The sequence below is a fragment of the Agrobacterium rosae genome, from assembly GCF_002915175.1.
In the GTDB taxonomy this organism is placed as follows: Bacteria; Pseudomonadota; Alphaproteobacteria; order Rhizobiales; family Rhizobiaceae; genus Agrobacterium; species Agrobacterium rosae.
Window position 1 is genome coordinate 504,490 of sequence record NZ_NXEJ01000008.1, and the last position, 17,601, is coordinate 522,090.

The following is a 17,601-nucleotide window of genomic DNA, read 5'->3' on the forward strand; positions in this document are numbered from 1 at the left end:
ATGAGAACAGAGTTTCTGTCTCCGCCCAAAGCAAACGCGCCCTTGCGATTGCCGACGCTCTCGCGTCTGCCGCCGCTCACGGCCCTGCGTGCTTTCGTCGTAGCGGCCAGACATGCCAGTTTTTCCCGCGCTGCCGATGAACTACATGTCTCGACCGCAGCCATTGGCCAACAGGTTCGGATTCTTGAAACCCATCTTGGCCAACCGCTCTTCAGCCGCCAGCGCGGCGAACTGGCACTGACGGATGCGGGTGCCGCACTCTATCCCGGCATGGCGGAAGCCTTCGAGACCATGGTCGGCAGCCTGTCGGATCTTCTCCGCTCTGGCTCCAGACCCAGGCTCAGCATCCTGGCATGCCCGTCCTTTGCAGCCCGCTGGCTTGGACCGCGACTAGGACGGATCAGCGATGCGCTTGGCGATGTGGAACTCTCCATCGAAACACTGGATGAAGGGCCACTCGACCGTCTTCAGCTGGATGATGCGGATTGCGCAATCGTCGCATCTGGCGAGCGGATCGCGGGCTTCGTCTACGAGCCACTGTTTGACGACGCCGTGTTGGCCGTGTGCGCGCCGGAATTTGCAGCGCGTCATCGGTTGACTGGTCATCCGGAACGGCTTCGCGATCTCTCGGGCGAAATTTTGCGCGGCAGTGGCAGCGATGGTGCCTTCGAATGGGCCAACTGGCTTCGCTCCTGCGGTATCCATATTAGACTGGCAAAACTCGGACCGCGCTTTTCCCATCAGCCGGTGCTGATCGAGGCAGCGCTTGCCGGTCACGGCATTGCCCTCGTGCGTCAATCGCTGGTGTCGGAAGAGTTGAAGAACGGCAGGCTCGTCTCGCCCATCGGCTCACCGCAGCCCACCGCCTGCCGCTATCATCTTCTCGCCAGCCAGGAGAGGCGGCGGCAGCCGGAAATCGTATCGCTCATCGCATTGCTGCGTGATGATGTGCCTTCCTTGAACGCTGCCGCCGCCTGACATCATTGCAAAGTCAGGCGCTTTCGCGCGCAGCGGCTGGCACGGCATAAATATTGTCCGGCCTCGGCAAGCCATAATGATCGCGCAACGTATCGCCTTTGTAATCCAGCCGAAACAGGCCGCGCTTTTGAAGAAGCGGCACCACTTCATCAATGAAAATATCGAACCCGCCCGTCAGCCATGGCGGCATGATATTGAACCCATCCGCAGCACCCTCCCGGAACCATGTCTCGATCCAGTCCGCCACCTGCTCTGGCGTGCCGGCGATCACCTTATGGCCACGCCCGCCCGCAAGCCTGTGCAATAGCTGCCGGATTGTCGGGTTTTCGCGATCGATCACATCAAGTACGAGCTGATGACGGCTGCTGTCAGCTTGCGCGCGCGTCGCTTCAACGGCTTCACGCGGCAAGGGTTTGTCGAGATCCGCCGAACCAAGATCGATACCGGTGATGCGGTTCAGTTGCGCCAGAGAAAAGGCTGGCTGGACGAGGTCGTTGAATTCGGCCTCCAGCTTGCGCGCCTCCGTTTCCGTCGAGGCGATGAAGGGGCTGATACCGGGCAGGATTTTGACATGGGTGGGATTGCGCCCCGCTGCGGCCACGCGCTTCTTGATGTCGGAATAGAAGCTTTTCGCGCTTTCGAGCGTCTGGTGCGCTGTAAAAATCGCTTCGGCGTAGCGCGCCGCAAAATCCCGTCCATCCTCGGAAGACCCAGCCTGCACATAGACCGGACGACCCTGCGGAGAGCGCGGCAGGTTGAGAGCGCCACGAACCTGATAAAACTCACCCTTGTGATTGGCTGGATGGATGCGGTCCGTATCCGCAAACAGACCACTCTCCTTGTCTGCGACGATGGCGTCGTCTTCCCAGCTGTCCCATAGCTTTGTAACGACATCCACAAACTCGGTCGCCTGGCGATAGCGATCGGCATGGGGCGGATGCTTTTCGAGGTTGAAGTTCGCAGCGGCCGCATCTGCCGATGTCGTCACGATGTTCCAGCCGACGCGGCCGCCACTGATATGATCAACGGAGGCAAACAGCCTCGCCAGATTATAGGGCTCGTAATAGGTGGTGGATGCTGTGGCGATGAAGCCGATTTTTTCCGTGACCGCCGCAAGCGCGGCAAGCATGGTGATCGGCTCCAGCCGATGCCGAGCGGCATAACGGATGTTGCTATCCAGAACCGGTGCATCCGCAAAGAAAATCGCGTCCAGCTTGGCCGCTTCCGCACGCTTTGCTATATCTTGGTAGAGCTTGATATCGGTCACGCGAAGTGGCTCCGACTGCGGATGACGCCATGCCGCCTCGTGGTGGCCGCCGGGATAGATGAATGCGTTGAGAACGAGTTTCTCCGACGTTCTGCTCATTGTCTTTCCGATCCTGTTCATATGTCGAAAGATGATTGGCGCACCGTTAGTGCGCCAATTGCGTCAGGCCTCTTTTGCCAGCCATGCCTGTGCCAGGTTGCCGCTCAGGCCTTCTGCGCCCACTGCATAATCCTTAACCCTGACGCTGCCGACGACCGGCTGAATGGGCGAGACGAGATTGATGACCGGCAAGTCTCTGGCGACGATGACCTGGAATGCCTTGAACAACTCGGCGCGTTTTTCGATGTCGGGCTCCACCGCCGCCGCCTCCAGCAAGCGGTCGACCTCCGGGTTTTCGTAGTGGCTGGCGTTCGAGAAAGGCAGGCCGATCTTGAAGTTCTTGCTCCAGTACACCCGCTGCACACCGGCTGTCGGATCGAACGTATTGGAAAGCGATTCCACCGAGAGGTCCCAGGCGCGGTCGGTATAAACCACCTTCACATAGGTCCCGAAATCGAACTTCTGAATATCTGCCTCGATGCCGATCTTGATCAGTGCTTGCGCGATGAAGTCGGAATAGGTCTGCGGATTGAACGGGTTGGTGGTGACCCTGAGCTTGAAACGCTTGCCATCTCCCTTGCGCGGAAAACCGGCCTCATCCAGCAGCTTTTCGGAAAGCGCGGTATCGAACTTGGCAAAGCCGATATCCGGATTGTGGAATTTCGGCAGGCCGGGGCTGATGGGCGTGGGAGACGGCACCGCATAACCGTAAAGAACGATGTCGATGAGAGCGGGAACGTTGATGGCGTGCGCAATGGCCTGTCGCACTTTCAGGTTCTTGAGATACTCGTTCTCAAGATTGATGACGAGCTGGTTTTGCTGCCCCGCATAGGCATAGATGCGATCATCCACCTGCAGCGACGGCACGGCTTTCAATCGCTCAAGATCAGATAGTGCCACAGGGTTTGGGCCGATATCTCCCTCTCCGGTTTCAAGCGCTGCCGCCCTTGCACCCGCATCGTTGATCAGCCGGATGATGACCCGGTCCAGATGCGGGCGCGGTTGGTCCCAGTAATCGGCGTTCTTTTCCAACAGAATGTGACTGCCGGGTGTCCACTCTTTCAGAACGAACGGTCCGCTGCCGATGATCTGGTTCGGTTTCGGGTTTTCGGTCGGCTTGAAGGTTTCGAAGATATGCTTGGGTACGATTGGCGATTCTGACGATGCCAGCGCCGTAATCAGCCCCGGTGAAGGTTTGGCGAGCTTGAGTTTCGCGACAAGCGGGTCCGACGTATCGACACTCTCGACCTGCGAGAAGGTCGCGCGCCCACGAGGATGCGCCTCTTTAAGACGGAGAACCGAGAAGGCGACATCCTGTGATGTTACTGGCTTGCCATCATGGAATTTTGCATTCGGCTGTAGATGGAAGACATATTCCAGCCCATCGGCGGAAACAAACCACTCTCTGGCGAGGCTTGGCTTGGGTGTCAGGTCATAATCATAAGTCAGCAATCCGTCGTAGATTTTAGAGCCGACGAATTGCGGACCACCAGCGCTGGTGTTGATCGCGACGAGCTGGGTCGGCTCCGGGAAATATACGATCTTCAACGTGCCGCCGGAGACCGGTTCTTCGGCGGCCGCGAATGAACCGCCGGGAAGGGCAACGAAAGCGCCCGCAGCAAGCGCGATTTTATGAAACTGGCGTCTGGAAAAACTCATCTATGTCTCCTGCGTAAAGCGAATGGATCGATATCAATGAAGCTGCGGAAAGCCGTGACGTTCGGCCAGCAGCGAAAGGATGCGTTTCGTGTCCTGAATGAAGCGCTTGTCGCCGTGGACTGTGGCGTCTTCGGGCGCGTCCTCCGCAAAAATCAGAAGCGGCAGCGACTGGTTCTGCTCTCCAACCCGCGCAATCACCGCCTCGCGCGGACGGGTGAAGCCGACGCGGTGAATATCGAGCCGTTTGGCGAGATCTGGAAAAGCTCCAAGCAGCCCTTCGATCTGGTTGCAATGAGGGCAGACGAACGTCACCCCCGGATGTTTCGGGTCTTCAAAACCGGGGGCGATGAGAAAAAGCGTGTCCTTGGCCATGGGCATCCATCATTGACAGTTAGGGTGAACCGACACTGACGCGGGAGATATGGTGGGTCCAGAAACGTATTTTTGCCGCCATGCGAAGAATAAATTTGCCGAAAAACAACGATGAAATAGCGTTCTTTGGAAGATTACTCTCCAGGCATTTCCTTTTTCCGGATGGTCCAAAAGGACAATGGCATTCGCCGATTGCGCTCTGAAGCAGACGTTAGGGAAATGGCCGACAAGAGCGACACGCAATAAAAAACCCGACGCAAGCGCCGGGTCCAGGTAGCAGAAGAGGCAGGGATTAGCTTTGCGGTTGCTTCCACGCAGTCGCGAGGTCGCTGTAGGCAACATCGATAGTCGTCACCAGAGATTGCAGATTGACGTTTCGCAAAATGACTGTCGGCAGCGCAACGATGGAGAAATTCGGCAATTCGTCACCGGTGATCTTTTGAATGTCCTTGAACTGCGCGGCACGCTTTGTCTCATCGCTTTCCACGGCAGCAGCCCGGAAAAGGTCATCCACCTTCGGATTGTTGTAATGCGCTGCGTTGACATAGGGTGCCGGGTTCTTGATGCCATCGGACCAGTACAGCCGCTGTACGCCGGCTGTCGGGTCGAACAGGCGGCTGATGCCGTTTACCGTCAGATCGAAACCGCGCTCGGTATAGACACGCTTGATGAAGGTCGCGAGATCACCGTCAAGCGTTTCCACCTTGATACCGAGCTTCCCGAATGAGGAGCGCAGATATTCAGAGGTTTTGCGGAAAACGTCCGACGGCAGGAAGGCGAGCCGCAGCGAAAACCGTGTCCCATCCGCGCCTTTCGGATAACCCGCCTTGTCGAGCAACGCGTTGGCCTTGGCAAGATCGAATGGATGGTTGAACGGTGCCTCGTCATTATATGCGGTGAAGATCGCCGGAATATTCGATCCCGCGGGTTTCGCGGTGCCATAGAAAATCGCATCGTTTATGAAATTGCGATCGATGGCGTGCGCCAACGCGTGACGGACCTCCTTCTTGGCGAGGATGGGATTTTCGAGATTGAACTCGAAGACGGCTGCATTGTTCAGATAGGCATCCGTATAGACATCGACAGCCAGTTTCGGATCCTGCCGCAAGCGTTCCAGATCGCCGAAGGATACATCGGTCGCGTAGTCGGCTTCACCTGTCTCCACAGCAATCGTCGCAGATGCCGAATCGGCAACAAAGCGTGCGATGAAACCATCCAGATGCGGCAGGCCAGCCTGCCAGTAGTTCGGGTTGCGTTTGAGTTTCACATAGCTGCCGCGCTTCCACTCTTCAAAGATGAATGGCCCGGTGCCGATTGGCGCGTTTCCATTCGGGCTTTCGCTAAAATTGTTGGAGGGATAGGCATGTGCTGGCAAGATCGGCGTTTCACCGCCGACGAGCGCCCGCAATAGATAGGGTGCGGGTTTGGAAAGAACCACGATGGCGGTCAGCGGATCGGGCGTTTCGACGTCGGCGATGTTGGCAAAGGTGATGCGCCCGCGTGGCCCTACTTTCTTGAAGGCCAGCAGCGAAAACTTCACATCCGCAGACGTTAAATCTTTGCCGTCGTGCCAATTTACACCTTGGCGTAGCTTGAAGGTGTAGCGCAGACCATCACTAGACACATCCCAGCTTTCGGCCAGAACGGGATGCGGCTTGAACTCGCTGTCGAACCGCACCAGCCCTTCAAGGATCTTCGTGGAAATGGCGCGCGTGCGCGTATTGCTATCCGACAATGGCACGAGGGTCGTGGGCTCGCCCAACCCGGCAAAGGTTACGATGCCGCCCTTGCTGGGTGTCTGTGTAGCGGCAAATGACAGCGATGGCAAAAGTGTGGCCCCACCGAGCGCAGCGCCCAAAAGCAATGTCTTACGCCTGGTCAAATCCATGATTGTTTCCTTTTCGTTTTGGTTATGAAATGGGGTGCGGCATCAGGCCGGTTTCAAACGGCTTTCCACCAGGCGCGCAAACAGCGTCGCGCCCACCGGAAGGATTGCGTCATCGACGATGAAGCCGGGATTGTGGGCTGGTACGGTGCCGGAATGGCCGAGCGTGAAAAATGCGCCGGGCGCGTGTTTCAACAGATCGGCGAAGTCCTCGCTGCCCATGAAGCGGCTGGGTTCCGTGGACACGCGAGCCTCGCCCAAGACCTGACGCGCAACGTCGGCGACGATGTCAACGGATGTGTTGTCATTGGTCAGAACCGAGAAGATATCGCGAATATCCACCTCTGCCGAAAGACCATGGGCCTGTGCGATATGCTCCGAAATCGTGCGGATGCGTGATCGGATGGTTTCGCGCACCGTATCGGAAAACGCCCGTACCGTCCCGGCAATCAAAGCGGTTTCGGGTATGACATTATAGGCGGACCCGGCTTCAATACGCGTGATAGACAGGACAGCCGGTTCTGTGGGTGACACATTGCGGCTGACAATCGTCTGCAAGGCGGTAATGAGTTCACCGATTGCGGGCACAGGGTCATGCGCCACATCCGGGTGGGCCGCATGCGCGCCTTTGCCTTTAAATCGAATATCGAAGAAATCCGCCCCTGCCAGGATCGTTCCCGGCGATACCTTGAGATGATTGGTCGCGGCGTGTGACGAATTGTGCAGCCCGTAAAGCTCATCCACCGGAAAGTCCCTGAACAGGCCGTCCGCGATCATTGCGCGCGCCCCTCCCAACCCTTCCTCAGCAGGTTGGAAAATGAAAACCACCGAGCCTGCGAAATCCAGCGTTTCGGCAAGATAACGTGCCGTTCCCAACAGAATCGTGGTGTGGACATCGTGCCCGCAACCATGGAACTTGCCGGGATAAACCGAAGCGTAGGGCAAACCGGTTTCCTCCGGCATCGGCAGAGCATCCATGTCTGCACGCAGACCGATGACACGGTTGCCCGCATGTTTGCCACGAAGCACGCCGATGACGCCGGTCTTGCCGTATCCGCGATGAACCTCGATACCCCACGACGCAAGCTTTTCCGCGACGATGCCGGACGTTCGCACCTCCTCAAAGCCGATTTCCGGGTGTTGGTGAAGGTCGTGCCGGATATCCACCAGTTCCGGTACATAGGTTCCGATCAGATCGATAATCTGAGGTGCGGGTGTCTTCACGGGATCGACGGCAATATTCACGGCAGTTCCTCATTGCGGTTGGAAAGAAATCGCGCCGCCAAGGTCATGGCGATGCAGGGCAGAAAGAGCGGTAAGAAGCATCAAAGCCTCAACCCAGCCTCCTTCATCAGCGGCAGAATACGGTCGCCGAAATATTCCAGGTCTTCTCGGAAATCGTAGAAGTTGAGTTGAACACCATCGATGCCGACATTTTTCAGCGCGATGAGCTGCTCGACCACCTGTTCCGGCGAACCGATGATCTCGATGTTGCCGCCAAGATTGCGCCCTTGCTTGTGGCGCGGGTCGCCGCGTCCGCGCCAGGCATGGGCATCGCTCTCATAATTGGTGGTCGCGAAAGCGCGCGTGCCGCCCGGCTGCGGCTTGCCGGCCTCTATGGCATCCGCATAGGCGATTGCCTCGGCCTCCGTATCGCGGCTGACGATGATGGGATTGATGATCGTCTTGACTTTCCGGCCATAGGCCTTTGCCCGATTTTTGATGGTCGCGACGTGGTCGGGAAGCGTTTCCAATGCGCTATCGATATGCGCGCCGCCGGGCGAGGTGACGAACACCAGATCGGAATGGCGTGCCGCAAAGTCGATACCAGCCGGGGAGCCGGTGGCCGTCACCAGGTTCGGGCGGCCAAAGGCAGGTTTCGGCGTGATCCAGCCATTGCTGATTGCCCATGGATTGAGCTTTCCCTCATGGGAGAAATTCTCGGTTTCGCCCCACAGCCGGTGCAGCACGTCGAAAAGCTCACTTGCCATGTCATAGCGCTTGTCGTGCTCGATGCGCTGCCAACCGAACATTTCGTGCTCAATGGCACGGTGACCGGTGACGATGTTGATGCCCCACCGCCCCTTCGCGATGTGATCGAGCGTTGCGCCATATTTGGCCAGATGCAGCGGATGGAGGGGACCGTAGAGCACATGAATGGTCGAAATCAGAAGGATACTTTTCGTCACTGCTGCCATCGCGCCCAAGGCAACGAAGCTGTCGAGCGAGGAATCCCCGTCATAACCGCCTTTCGGCAGCCATTGCGTGCGGCTGAAGGCAAGCTCGAAACCCAGTTCCTCCGCCCGTTTTACCAGTTCGACATTATAGTCGAAGGTCCAGCTGTTGCTGGTTGGCAGGCTTGAGAAATTGATGTCCTGAAGGTTGAGGAACAGTCCCAGCATCAAGGGCTGCCGTGCAGCGCGGCTGAGCGGGCTTTCCGCGAAGTCGATCGGCCCTTTCAGTTCCAGGTCTCCGGTGATCGGCGCAGTCAGTGCCATGTCTTCTCTCCCTTCGGGTCGTTTTGCGTTTCGACGGACACCAGATGGCGGCGCAAAAAATCCTCCAGCCTGCGTGGCGGATTGCCGGTTATGCGCGACACCGTCTGCGTTAGCGGTGCGGCTAGTCCTTCCCCGATCAGCGCGACGAACTCGCCGATGGCACGCCTTTCGAATGCATCGATATGCGTTGGCAGAGCTGCGGATGATACGGCAGATACGCCAAGGGGACGCTGTAGTATGCGCGCTGCGATACGCGCGATGTCGTGTACCGTCAGCGCCTCTGCCCCCGTCAAAATCAGAGGGTCGGATGAGACCGTGTCATCGAGCAGGGCATGAACTGCGACATCGGCGATGTCCTGCGCATCGATGTAAGACACGGCGGCGTGTCCATACCTGCTCGGTAAATCCTCTCCCTTGCCGGCAGCCGCGATGACCGGGGCAAGCGCCACCTGCATCCAGGCGTTCGGCCTCACAATGGCATGTGCAATGCCGCTAGCGACCAGATGCGCCTCTACCGCTGCATGGGCGGCACCGGATATGGAGCGGTCGGGGTTTCTCAAAGTCCAGTCAGAACCGGATATCTTGACGATGCGCGCAACACCCGCATCTTTTGCGGCATCGATGGCGGCAGTCTGATGAACGATGAGCGTCTCGCTGATCGGTGAAAGGAGGAAAAGTTTGTGAACGCCCCGCGCAGCCTCCCTCACGGTCGCCGGATCAGCGAAATCTCCTTGCGCGACCTCAACCTTGTCGCCCCAGAGACCTATTGCCTCCTGCGGACGCCGGGTCAGCACGCGAACCGTTTTGCCCGCATCCAGAAGCCGTGGCACGACAAGCTTTCCCAGCCTGCCTGTCGCGCCCGTGACCAGAATATCCACCGCCATTGTTCCCGCCCTCACGTGCCAACGGACTGGCGCGAGGCGGCCAGCGGGCGCGGATCGAGCCAGTCGTGAACGTTGAAATCCGTAGGAATGAACTTCCATTCCAACAGAAAGTCCTTGAAGTGGCTGATGGCATCCACTTCTGCAGGATCGAGATCAAGCACCAGTTGGCGATGCACCTGTGGGCCGTTGGCGGCCAGAACGGCATCCTCGCTCACCCCGATTTCACGCGCGATGAAACGCACTGCATCATCAGGGTTCTCATTCGCCCAGTGTGAGACCCGCTGCACAATCGATACCAGCTCGGCAACCAAATCCGGCCGCTCGTCCGCAAAGGTCGCATCGACAGTCAAAGGCCGTGGCGTACCGTTATTGATGCGGATTTTCGGGTCTGGATGAAATCCTGTCGAGACGATGATCCGCGCACCGATCAGGTTGGCAACCGTTACGCCCTCGGCACCCTTGACGAAGAAGGTATCGATTTCGCCACGGTACAACGCCGCGATTTCTTCGCCATAGGGAAACCGGCGCTTGAGACCATGAAGCCTTTGGTTGGCGGGATCGAGCAGAACCGGCTCGGAGGCGGCAATATCTACAAGTTCCACGTCGTTTGTAGAAAGGCCGGAAATCACAAGAGCCGAGACCATGCCCTTGAGCGATGTGGCACGCTGAAAATCGATGATCTCATTCGGTCGTTTCGGCAGGCCTATCCGTCGACCTTTCAAATCTTTGCCATTGGTTATGCCGCTTTCCGGCAAGGCGATAACCGCCTGAAACTCATCCGTCCGCGTCAGGCCAATCAGCCGGGTCTGGCGACCTTTCGACCGCGTCCAGATGGGTGGAATATTGCCCCCTTGGCGAAAGGACCAGTCCAGCCGATGATCGAAGTGGCTCTGGCGAACGGCTGGATCAGCCGCATCGCGAATGGATTTCACCTCAATCCCATGCGCCGCAAAGCCTTCGTCGATCCAGCCGAGTTGCGCGGCAATCGACAATGGTGTGGGTGCAGGGCAGCGTGCATACCATACGGATTGCGGTTGGGTGACCTTGCGAAGGGCTGCGTCAGCCATGGTTCTCATCCTTACATACGACCTATGCACGGTACGCTATAAGGATAATTATTTATTCTATAGATATACTATACTATTTATCAGGCACCTGATGAGATCGCTTTTCCAAAGCACAGCCGCCCGATAAGCTTCCGCATACCGGGCAGGTCGCTCCTATTTGATCGGGAAGCCGAGGGTTCGCAGGGTTTGTATCAATTCTGCTCTGCCTTTCAGCGCGTCTGCGTTCTCGACGCGTTTTGCAATGGGGCCTGTCCAGCCGGATTGCGGCAAGTTCTGTTTGGCTTGAAATGCCTTCAACACATCGTCATAGGCACCCAGATCCGCCTCAGGCGTTCCGGAATATGTCTCGTGAAACAGCACGGAGGATTGTGGAAGACGTGGTTTTACGTCGGTGATGACGTCCGGGTCGGGATATCCGACAGTGAGGCCGAACACAGCGACCGTTTCCGGCGGCAGTTGCAGTTCACGGGAAACGTCATGAGGTTTGTTGCGAATACCGCCGACATAACATGAGCCGAGACTGAGGCTGTCGATTGCCGCAACGGCGTTCTGCGCGGCCAGAGCTGCGTCGATGGCACCGATCAGAAAACTTTCGAGATAATCGAGACCCTCTCCCGCATTGCCAAGCTGTTGGGCCACGGTTCTCAGCCGCTTCAGGTCGATCAGCCAGACGAGAAACAGCGGCGCAGACAGAATATGCGCATTGCCGCCGGTATAGCCCGCGAGCCGCGCCTTTCGATCTTCATCTCGAACGGCAACGACGCTCCAAGCCTGAAGATTGGACGAGGTGGGTGCGGATTGGGCCGCTGCCACCAGAAGTTCCAGTGCGCCCTCGGGCAGTGGTTTTGGGAGATAGGCGCGCGCGGTGCGGTGGTTCAGCAGCGCATCGATCGTGCTGTTCCAGAAAGGCAGCGAAAAATCCTGCTCCACGCCATAGCGCGCGGCAAGACGCTGCTGTGGAACTTCGCCTTCGGTGATGGAAGAAGAATGTATCGTCATAGAAAACCTCTTGGGCGATCAGAAAACAGAGTGAAGCGCTTTACAGCCTTCTGACCCGGCAACTGCACGGTCATGTAATTCATATGCGTCCCAACATAGACAGCCGAGGAACGCATTGCCAATCGACAACCCGCTCTTGGAAGAAAATTTCCGGCCCGGAGCAGAGCACGCGGTCACAGTCGATTTCAACCGTTCCGTATTCATGCAGCCTCGTGCAATACGTGCCTACTTCCACCAGAGCAAAAAGCAAGCTTTCACCCAAAACTCAAATATGTTGGAATTAAATTCCTGAAGACATGATTTCTTGCGCCTCACGGAAGAAGATTATTCTTACGAAAAAACACGTCTGCCGACATGCTGAATTCATTCGACACCGGGTTTTCACATGGATGGGGAACAGTGCAATGGGTATAGGGCGTCGCACATTCAATCAGTTACTGCTTCTGGCCGCCGCAGGCACGGCCCTGCCGGGATCTGTCTTTGGAGCGGATGCCTCTCGGCGCCCGGTTTCGGGCGGAACCCTCAATCTTCTTTATCGGGTCGATCCAGGCAACGCGTTGTTTGCCATCAACACCTCCTCGGGAACAGGTCAGGCCATTGGCCCGAAAATCGTTGAAGGCCTGCTGACATTCGATTTCGATCTCGCACCAAAGCCGCTTCTGGCTACCGAATGGTCGGTCTCGGAAGACCATCTTCGTTATACGTTCAAATTGCGCCCGAACGTGAAATGGCACGACGGCAAGGATTTCACCTCGGACGACGTGGCCTTCTCGATTTTCCGGCTCAAGGAGGCCCATCCGCGCGGTCGCATCACCTACCAGAACGTCACTGCCGTCGAGACGCCAGACCCGCTGACCGCCATCATCGTGCTGTCCAAACCGGCACCTTTCCTGATCGCTGCTCAATCGAGTTCTGAATCGCCCATCGTGCCGAAACATATTTTCGAAACGCTGAAACCCGGCGATGGACAGACACTCAAGACCGCCATCGGCACCGGCCCGTTCAGACTGACGCAGTGGACCCCGGGCAGCCATCTTATCTTCGAACGCAATCCGGATTACTGGGATGCAGGCAAACCCTATCTCGACCGCATCGTGCTGCGCATCATCACCGATCCTGCTGCGCGCGCTGTCGCGCTGGAAACCGGTGAGGTCGATATTGGTGACAACCCCGTTCCGCTGGCCGATCTGGACAGGTTGAAGCAAAATCCCGACCTTGTACTGGATACGACGACCTATGCCTATGCGGGGCCGCAGCAGCAGCTGTTTTTCAATTACGACAACGAAATCTTCGCGAAGAAGGATGTGCGTCTTGCCATTGCCAAGGCAATCAACCTAGAGGAAATCGTCAATGTGGGCCTATTCGGTTACGGTCAGGTTTCGCCAAGCCCCGTCAGCACGGCACTGACCAGATGGTACGATCCCTCAGTCAAAGCTCACCCTTATGATCCAAAGGAGGCCGAACGACTTCTGGATGCGGCGGGTTATCCCCGCAAGGACGACGGCAAACGGTTCCCTGTACGGCTCACCTACAATTCCTATCTGACACCGGGTTTTGCGGATGTCATTCGCAACCAGCTTGAAAAGATCGGCATCGCGGTCGAAATCCGCAAATACGATCTGCCGACCTATCTCAAGACCGTCTACACCGACCGTGCCTTCGACCTCGTCGTGGAATCTCTTTCCAACACCTTCGATCCGTCCCTTGGCATACAGCGCGCCTATTGGAGCAAGAACTTCAAACTCGGCCTGCCCTTTTCCAACGCCGCCCACTATGCGAACCCGCAAGCGGACGCCCTGCTTGAGGCGGCAGCCATCGAGCCGGATGAGGCGAAACGGAAAGAGATATGGAGCCGGTTCCAGCATCTCATCCATGACGACGTCGCCTCGGTGGACCTCGTGGCCGCAGGCAGCCAGATCGTCGCCCACAAGAGATTGAAGAACTACGTCACCGGCGCACAGGGGCTCAACTGGAGCTTCGGCGACCTTTGGCTCGATCCAAATTCCTGACCGAACACCATTCAAGGAGATCAATATGTCAGAGCAATCCGTCAGCAAGAACACGCTCATCAACTGGCTCGGAGACGGTGAGGAACTTGCCGTCATCGATATCCGGCCGGTAGACGATGTCGGCTATGCATCGCCACTGTTTGCAACCAATCTGCCCGCCGACAGGCTGGATGCCGAACTTGATCGTTTCGTTCCGCGCCGATCCGTCCGCACGGTGCTGGTAGACGACGGCACGGAGGTCGCACGCCAGTCTGCTGAGCGGCTGAAAGCGAAGGGATGGAGCAATATCCATTTTCTGGATGGCGGCCTCCCTGCCTGGATCAAAGGCGGGCTTGAAAACCTGCCGACATTCGACATTCCAGGCGTGCCTTTCGTGCAGAAGGTCCGCGCAGAAAAGAACACGCCCGTCGTCTTCGCCCGCGAACTCAAGGCATGGAAGGAGGCGGGTGAGGATGTTGTCGTTATCGACACGCGCACGACGCCCGAATATGAGAAGGCGCATGTTCCCAGTGCCGTCAACGTGCCGGGCGCGGAGCTGCTGCTGAGATTCGCAGACCTTGTTACTTCCACAGAAACAAAGATCGTGGTGTCCTGCGCCGGACTTCCACGCGCAATCCTTGGTGCGCAGACATTGATCGATGCGGGGATCGAGAACCGGGTAAGCTATCTGCATGACGGGACACGCGGCTGGACGGACGATGGCTTTGACCTAGAAACAGGCCTCTTCGATATCTACCGTCCCGCCAGTGCGGAAGCGAAGCGATTTGCCCAGGCCCGTCTGGAGACCTTTTCGAAAGAGGACGACCTCGTCTTCATTGACCGATCAACCACGGAACGATGGTTGGCGGACAAGGAGCGAACCACTTATTTTCTCGATGTTCGCACGCCTGAAGAATTCGCTGCATCACACATTCCAGGCTCGATTTCGTCTGAGGGTGGCCAATTGCTTGGCGTTGCCTACCGCACCATCGCCGTGCGTGGAGCACGGGTCATACTCGTTGATGACCTTCTAGGCGCGCGTGCGCGGGTGGTCGCACATTGGCTGAAACGGCGCGGTTTCGAGATCGCCATTCATCTGCATGATTTCGAGCAAGCGGCGCAGGTCGCGGCTTGAAGCAATGGTATCTCCTTGCACGCCGCGCAAAGCTTTTCTTTCCTGCAGGCCAAGGATTTTTAACTCGCGGCCGGAATCCCGGCTGCTACCATGACGGATATTGCCCGGATGCTTCCGCGCACAGGATTTATCGATGACCGACACCCTGCACGCCTGGGGTTCTCCACCCAGCAAACGTTATGAAACAATCGCGAGCCGTTTTCGCCCGATTTTCGCGCAGATCGCCAAGGACACCGTGGCGCGCGATCTCGACAGGCAACTTCGTTTCGATGCGTATGACGCCTTGAAGGCGGCAGGCTTTTCTAAATTGCGCCTACCGGAACAACACGGTGGTCTCGGTCTAACCCTGCCTGAACTTTTCGGCCTGATCATCGAACTCGCCGAAGCCGATCCCAACCTCACCAACGCCTATCGTAGCCATTTTGGCTTTACGGAAGATTTGCTCAATGCACCGCCGAGTTCATGGCGTGACACCTGGCTTGCCCGACTAGGAGAGGGCGACACCATCGGCAGCGGCTTTTCGGAACTGGGTGAGACACGGCTTGGGACCTATTCGACACAGTTGATAAGGGACGGAAGTGGCTGGTGTTTGAATGGCGAGAAATATTACACCACCGGCTCCCTCTACGCAGACTGGATCACGCTTGGTGCGGTGGATGGAGATGGCGAGCCCATCGGTGCGCTGGTTCCCACCCGTGCGCCCGGCGTCGAAATCGTTAATGACTGGGACGGTTTCGGGCAGGCGCTGACGGCAAGCGGTACGGCACGCTTCACCGATGTGGCCATCGAAGACGATTTGATCAAACCAAGCGCCCTCCGTTTCAGCTATTCCGGCGGTTTTTTCCAACTGGTCCATCTGGCATCCCTTGCTGGTATAGGTCGTGCCGCGGCCTCGGATCTCGCCCGTCTGGTTGCAGATCGCAAACGGGTCTACCAGCGCAGCAATGCTGGCCGTTTTTCGGACGATCCGCAGATTCTTCAGGTCGTGGGAGAAGTGCGCGGCGCGGCCTACACGGCTGGTGCAATCGTGCTGAAAGCTGCGGAGGCGTTGCAAGCCGCCTATGACGCTAATCTTTCAGGTGACGAAGAGCAGATTGCCTTCACCAACCGCAACGCCGAAATCGAAGTCAGCCAATCGGTGACGGTTGTCAGCAGGTTGATACTGGACGCCTCCACCACGCTTTTCGACGCCCTTGGTGCCTCCTCGGCAAAACGCAGCCACGGGCTGGATCGCCACTGGCGCAACGCACGCACCATCACCTCCCATAATCCACGCATCTATCACGACAGGATCGTTGGCGATTTCGCCGTCAACGGTGCCTCGCCGCCCGCCAATGGCGGAGTCGGAGTGGCGGTGCAAACAGACAAAGAAAAAGCAGACGCATGAGCAAACCACAACGCCGGCTGAACCTGAACGTTGGTATCAACACCACCGGCTATCTTCCCAACGCCTGGAAATATCGCACCGGCACAAGGCACGACATCAACGATATCGATTATTATCGCCACCTGACGGAAATCGCCCATAAGGGCCGGTTCGACGCCGTGTTTCTATCAGACCATCCCGCACTTCTGACGGATCCGCTCAGCCGACCCTTTCACACCATCGATCCGCTGATCCTGTCCACCTCACTTGCCGCTCAAGTGCCAGACATCGGTTTCGTGGCGACGATCTCGTCCACCTATAACTCGCCTTACAATCTGGCGAGACGAACGCAGTCCATCGACATCGTCTCGGGCGGTCGCCTGATTATCAATGTCGTGTCTTCGTTCAATCCGAATGTCGCGGCAAACTTCGGCAATGCGCCGCTACCGCCGCGCAGCGAACGTTATGCGAAGGCTACGGAGTTTCTGGACGTGGCCAAAAAGCTCTGGTCCAGCTGGGACGAGCGCCGCGAACAAGACGTACCGGAAGACCGGTTCTGGGATGCAGCGACTGCCCAACCCATCGACCACGACGGTGAATTCTTCACCGTCAAAGGCCCGCTCAATGTGCCACGCGGACCGCAGGGCCACCCGGTCATTGCCCAGGCAGGAGCGTCCGAAGGCGGCATCGACCTTGCTGCGCGCCATGGCGAAATCATCTACTGCAATATTCTCTCACGTCCCGCCGGGCAGGCTTTCGGCAAGAAAGTGCGAGACCGCGCCTTCGCTTTCGGCCGCGATCCATCCGGCATCCGCATCGTACCGGGCCTCGTCGTTATTCTGGGAGAAACCCGCGAAGAAGCCTTGAGAAAACACGAGTTGTTTAGCGGCGCGGGATCCGAAGATGGGCTTCTGGCGCGCTTCATCAAAGAGAATGGCTTGGACCCCGACCGTTTCGACCCGGATGCCGTGCTCAACGCCGAACAGTTCATACCGGACCAGAACCGACAATGGGCAGTCGGCATGGGCCTTGGCCTGTCCGATCTGCTTGCGCATGAACGATTGACCGCGCGCGAGGTCGTGCGCCGATCAGAGGGACATCACCGCCTGCTGCTCGGCACCGCCGAAGACGTGGCAGAGGGCATCATCGATCTCTGGCAGGATGGAACCGTAGACGGCTACACCCTTCAACCTCCACGCGCGCCGGATGACATTGTCGAATTCGTGGATCAGGTCGTCCCGATTTTGCAGGATCGAGGTGTGTACCCGAGAGAATACGAAGGCCGTACGATTAGAGACAGATACCAACTGCCATACCCGTCCTAAGGCCTATCAGCGAGTGAAGCGCCGTTGGGTGGCGATCTTACTCCATGGCAAAAGACCGCCTGCCCTTCATCTCGTCACG

Annotated in this window: 14 protein-coding genes; 5 read left to right on the forward strand and 9 right to left on the reverse strand. The window is 57.7% G+C overall.

The window, feature by feature from the left end; all coding sequences use genetic code 11:
* Complete coding sequence (locus tag CPJ18_RS18080) at positions 1-978, forward strand: LysR substrate-binding domain-containing protein (protein ID WP_103659715.1); 978 nt, start codon at positions 1-3, stop codon at positions 976-978.
* A 13-nt stretch (positions 979-991) separates the two neighbouring features.
* On the opposite strand, the gene CPJ18_RS18085 is transcribed toward CPJ18_RS18080, so the two are convergent.
* The 9 genes from CPJ18_RS18085 to CPJ18_RS18125 all read right to left on the reverse strand — a co-directional run bounded on the left by CPJ18_RS18085 (position 992) and on the right by CPJ18_RS18125 (position 11,708).
* Complete coding sequence (locus CPJ18_RS18085) at positions 992-2,344, reverse strand: LLM class flavin-dependent oxidoreductase (protein ID WP_077118331.1); 1,353 nt, start codon at positions 2,342-2,344, stop codon at positions 992-994.
* Positions 2,345-2,407: 63 nt separating this feature from the next.
* Positions 2,408-4,003: an ABC transporter substrate-binding protein gene (locus CPJ18_RS18090; RefSeq protein ID WP_103659561.1), complete on the reverse strand. Its 1,596-nt coding sequence runs from the start codon at positions 4,001-4,003 to the stop codon at positions 2,408-2,410.
* 33 nt (positions 4,004-4,036) lie between these two features.
* Positions 4,037-4,375 (reverse strand): DUF3088 domain-containing protein, encoded by a 339-nt coding sequence (locus tag CPJ18_RS18095; protein ID WP_103659562.1) that lies wholly within the window; start codon positions 4,373-4,375, stop codon positions 4,037-4,039.
* 292 nt (positions 4,376-4,667) lie between these two features.
* Positions 4,668-6,263, reverse strand: coding sequence for an ABC transporter substrate-binding protein (locus CPJ18_RS18100; protein WP_103659563.1), 1,596 nt, complete (start codon positions 6,261-6,263; stop codon positions 4,668-4,670).
* 42 nt (positions 6,264-6,305) lie between these two features.
* Positions 6,306-7,505, reverse strand: coding sequence for a M20 aminoacylase family protein (locus tag CPJ18_RS18105; protein WP_103659564.1), 1,200 nt, complete (start codon positions 7,503-7,505; stop codon positions 6,306-6,308).
* A gap of 80 nt (positions 7,506-7,585) precedes the next feature.
* Positions 7,586-8,758, reverse strand: coding sequence for an LLM class flavin-dependent oxidoreductase (locus tag CPJ18_RS18110; protein WP_103659565.1), 1,173 nt, complete (start codon positions 8,756-8,758; stop codon positions 7,586-7,588).
* Positions 8,749-9,642 (reverse strand): NmrA family NAD(P)-binding protein, encoded by an 894-nt coding sequence (locus CPJ18_RS18115; RefSeq protein WP_103659566.1) that lies wholly within the window; start codon positions 9,640-9,642, stop codon positions 8,749-8,751. Before CPJ18_RS18115 ends, CPJ18_RS18110 begins: the two co-directional genes overlap by 10 nt.
* Before the next feature lie 11 nt (positions 9,643-9,653).
* Positions 9,654-10,709, reverse strand: a complete 1,056-nt coding sequence (locus CPJ18_RS18120) for an ABC transporter substrate-binding protein (protein WP_103659567.1) — start codon at positions 10,707-10,709, stop codon at positions 9,654-9,656.
* 153 nt (positions 10,710-10,862) lie between these two features.
* Positions 10,863-11,708 carry an NADPH-dependent oxidoreductase gene (locus CPJ18_RS18125; protein WP_103659568.1) on the reverse strand — a complete coding sequence of 282 codons (846 nt, stop codon included), beginning with the start codon at positions 11,706-11,708 and terminating at the stop codon, positions 10,863-10,865.
* Between the two features lie 404 nt (positions 11,709-12,112).
* Here CPJ18_RS18125 and CPJ18_RS18130 point away from each other — a divergent pair, with 404 nt between their 5' ends.
* The 4 genes from CPJ18_RS18130 to CPJ18_RS18145 all read left to right on the forward strand — a co-directional run bounded on the left by CPJ18_RS18130 (position 12,113) and on the right by CPJ18_RS18145 (position 17,522).
* Positions 12,113-13,717: an ABC transporter substrate-binding protein gene (locus CPJ18_RS18130; RefSeq protein ID WP_103659569.1), complete on the forward strand. Its 1,605-nt coding sequence runs from the start codon at positions 12,113-12,115 to the stop codon at positions 13,715-13,717.
* Positions 13,718-13,742: 25 nt separating this feature from the next.
* Positions 13,743-14,831, forward strand: coding sequence for a rhodanese-like domain-containing protein (locus CPJ18_RS18135; protein ID WP_103659570.1), 1,089 nt, complete (start codon positions 13,743-13,745; stop codon positions 14,829-14,831).
* A gap of 133 nt (positions 14,832-14,964) precedes the next feature.
* The gene (locus tag CPJ18_RS18140) at positions 14,965-16,218 is read left to right on the forward strand and encodes an acyl-CoA dehydrogenase family protein (protein WP_103659571.1); all 1,254 of its coding nucleotides are present in this window, start codon (positions 14,965-14,967) and stop codon (positions 16,216-16,218) included.
* Entirely contained in the window at positions 16,215-17,522 is a 1,308-nt protein-coding gene (locus tag CPJ18_RS18145) for an NtaA/DmoA family FMN-dependent monooxygenase (protein WP_103659572.1), read from the forward strand. The genes CPJ18_RS18140 and CPJ18_RS18145 overlap by 4 nt, the downstream gene beginning before the upstream one ends.
* The last annotated feature ends 79 nt before the right edge of the window (positions 17,523-17,601 follow it).

Bases quoted from the DNA above. Each gene is read 5' to 3' on its own strand.
- CPJ18_RS18135 (WP_103659570.1), top strand. From the start codon at position 13,743: ATGTCAGAGCAATCCGTCAGCAAGAACACGCTCATCAACTGGCTCGGA.
- CPJ18_RS18130 (WP_103659569.1), top strand. From the start codon at position 12,113: ATGGGTATAGGGCGTCGCACATTCAATCAGTTACTGCTTCTGGCCGCC.
- CPJ18_RS18110 (WP_103659565.1), bottom strand. From the start codon at position 8,758: ATGGCACTGACTGCGCCGATCACCGGAGACCTGGAACTGAAAGGGCCG.
- CPJ18_RS18140 (WP_103659571.1), top strand. From the start codon at position 14,965: ATGACCGACACCCTGCACGCCTGGGGTTCTCCACCCAGCAAACGTTAT.
- CPJ18_RS18115 (WP_103659566.1), bottom strand. From the start codon at position 9,642: ATGGCGGTGGATATTCTGGTCACGGGCGCGACAGGCAGGCTGGGAAAG.
- CPJ18_RS18080 (WP_103659715.1), top strand. From the start codon at position 1: ATGAGAACAGAGTTTCTGTCTCCGCCCAAAGCAAACGCGCCCTTGCGA.
- CPJ18_RS18145 (WP_103659572.1), top strand. From the start codon at position 16,215: ATGAGCAAACCACAACGCCGGCTGAACCTGAACGTTGGTATCAACACC.
- CPJ18_RS18095 (WP_103659562.1), bottom strand. From the start codon at position 4,375: ATGGCCAAGGACACGCTTTTTCTCATCGCCCCCGGTTTTGAAGACCCG.
- CPJ18_RS18120 (WP_103659567.1), bottom strand. From the start codon at position 10,709: ATGGCTGACGCAGCCCTTCGCAAGGTCACCCAACCGCAATCCGTATGG.
- CPJ18_RS18125 (WP_103659568.1), bottom strand. From the start codon at position 11,708: ATGACGATACATTCTTCTTCCATCACCGAAGGCGAAGTTCCACAGCAG.
- CPJ18_RS18090 (WP_103659561.1), bottom strand. From the start codon at position 4,003: ATGAGTTTTTCCAGACGCCAGTTTCATAAAATCGCGCTTGCTGCGGGC.
- CPJ18_RS18100 (WP_103659563.1), bottom strand. From the start codon at position 6,263: ATGGATTTGACCAGGCGTAAGACATTGCTTTTGGGCGCTGCGCTCGGT.
- CPJ18_RS18085 (WP_077118331.1), bottom strand. From the start codon at position 2,344: ATGAGCAGAACGTCGGAGAAACTCGTTCTCAACGCATTCATCTATCCC.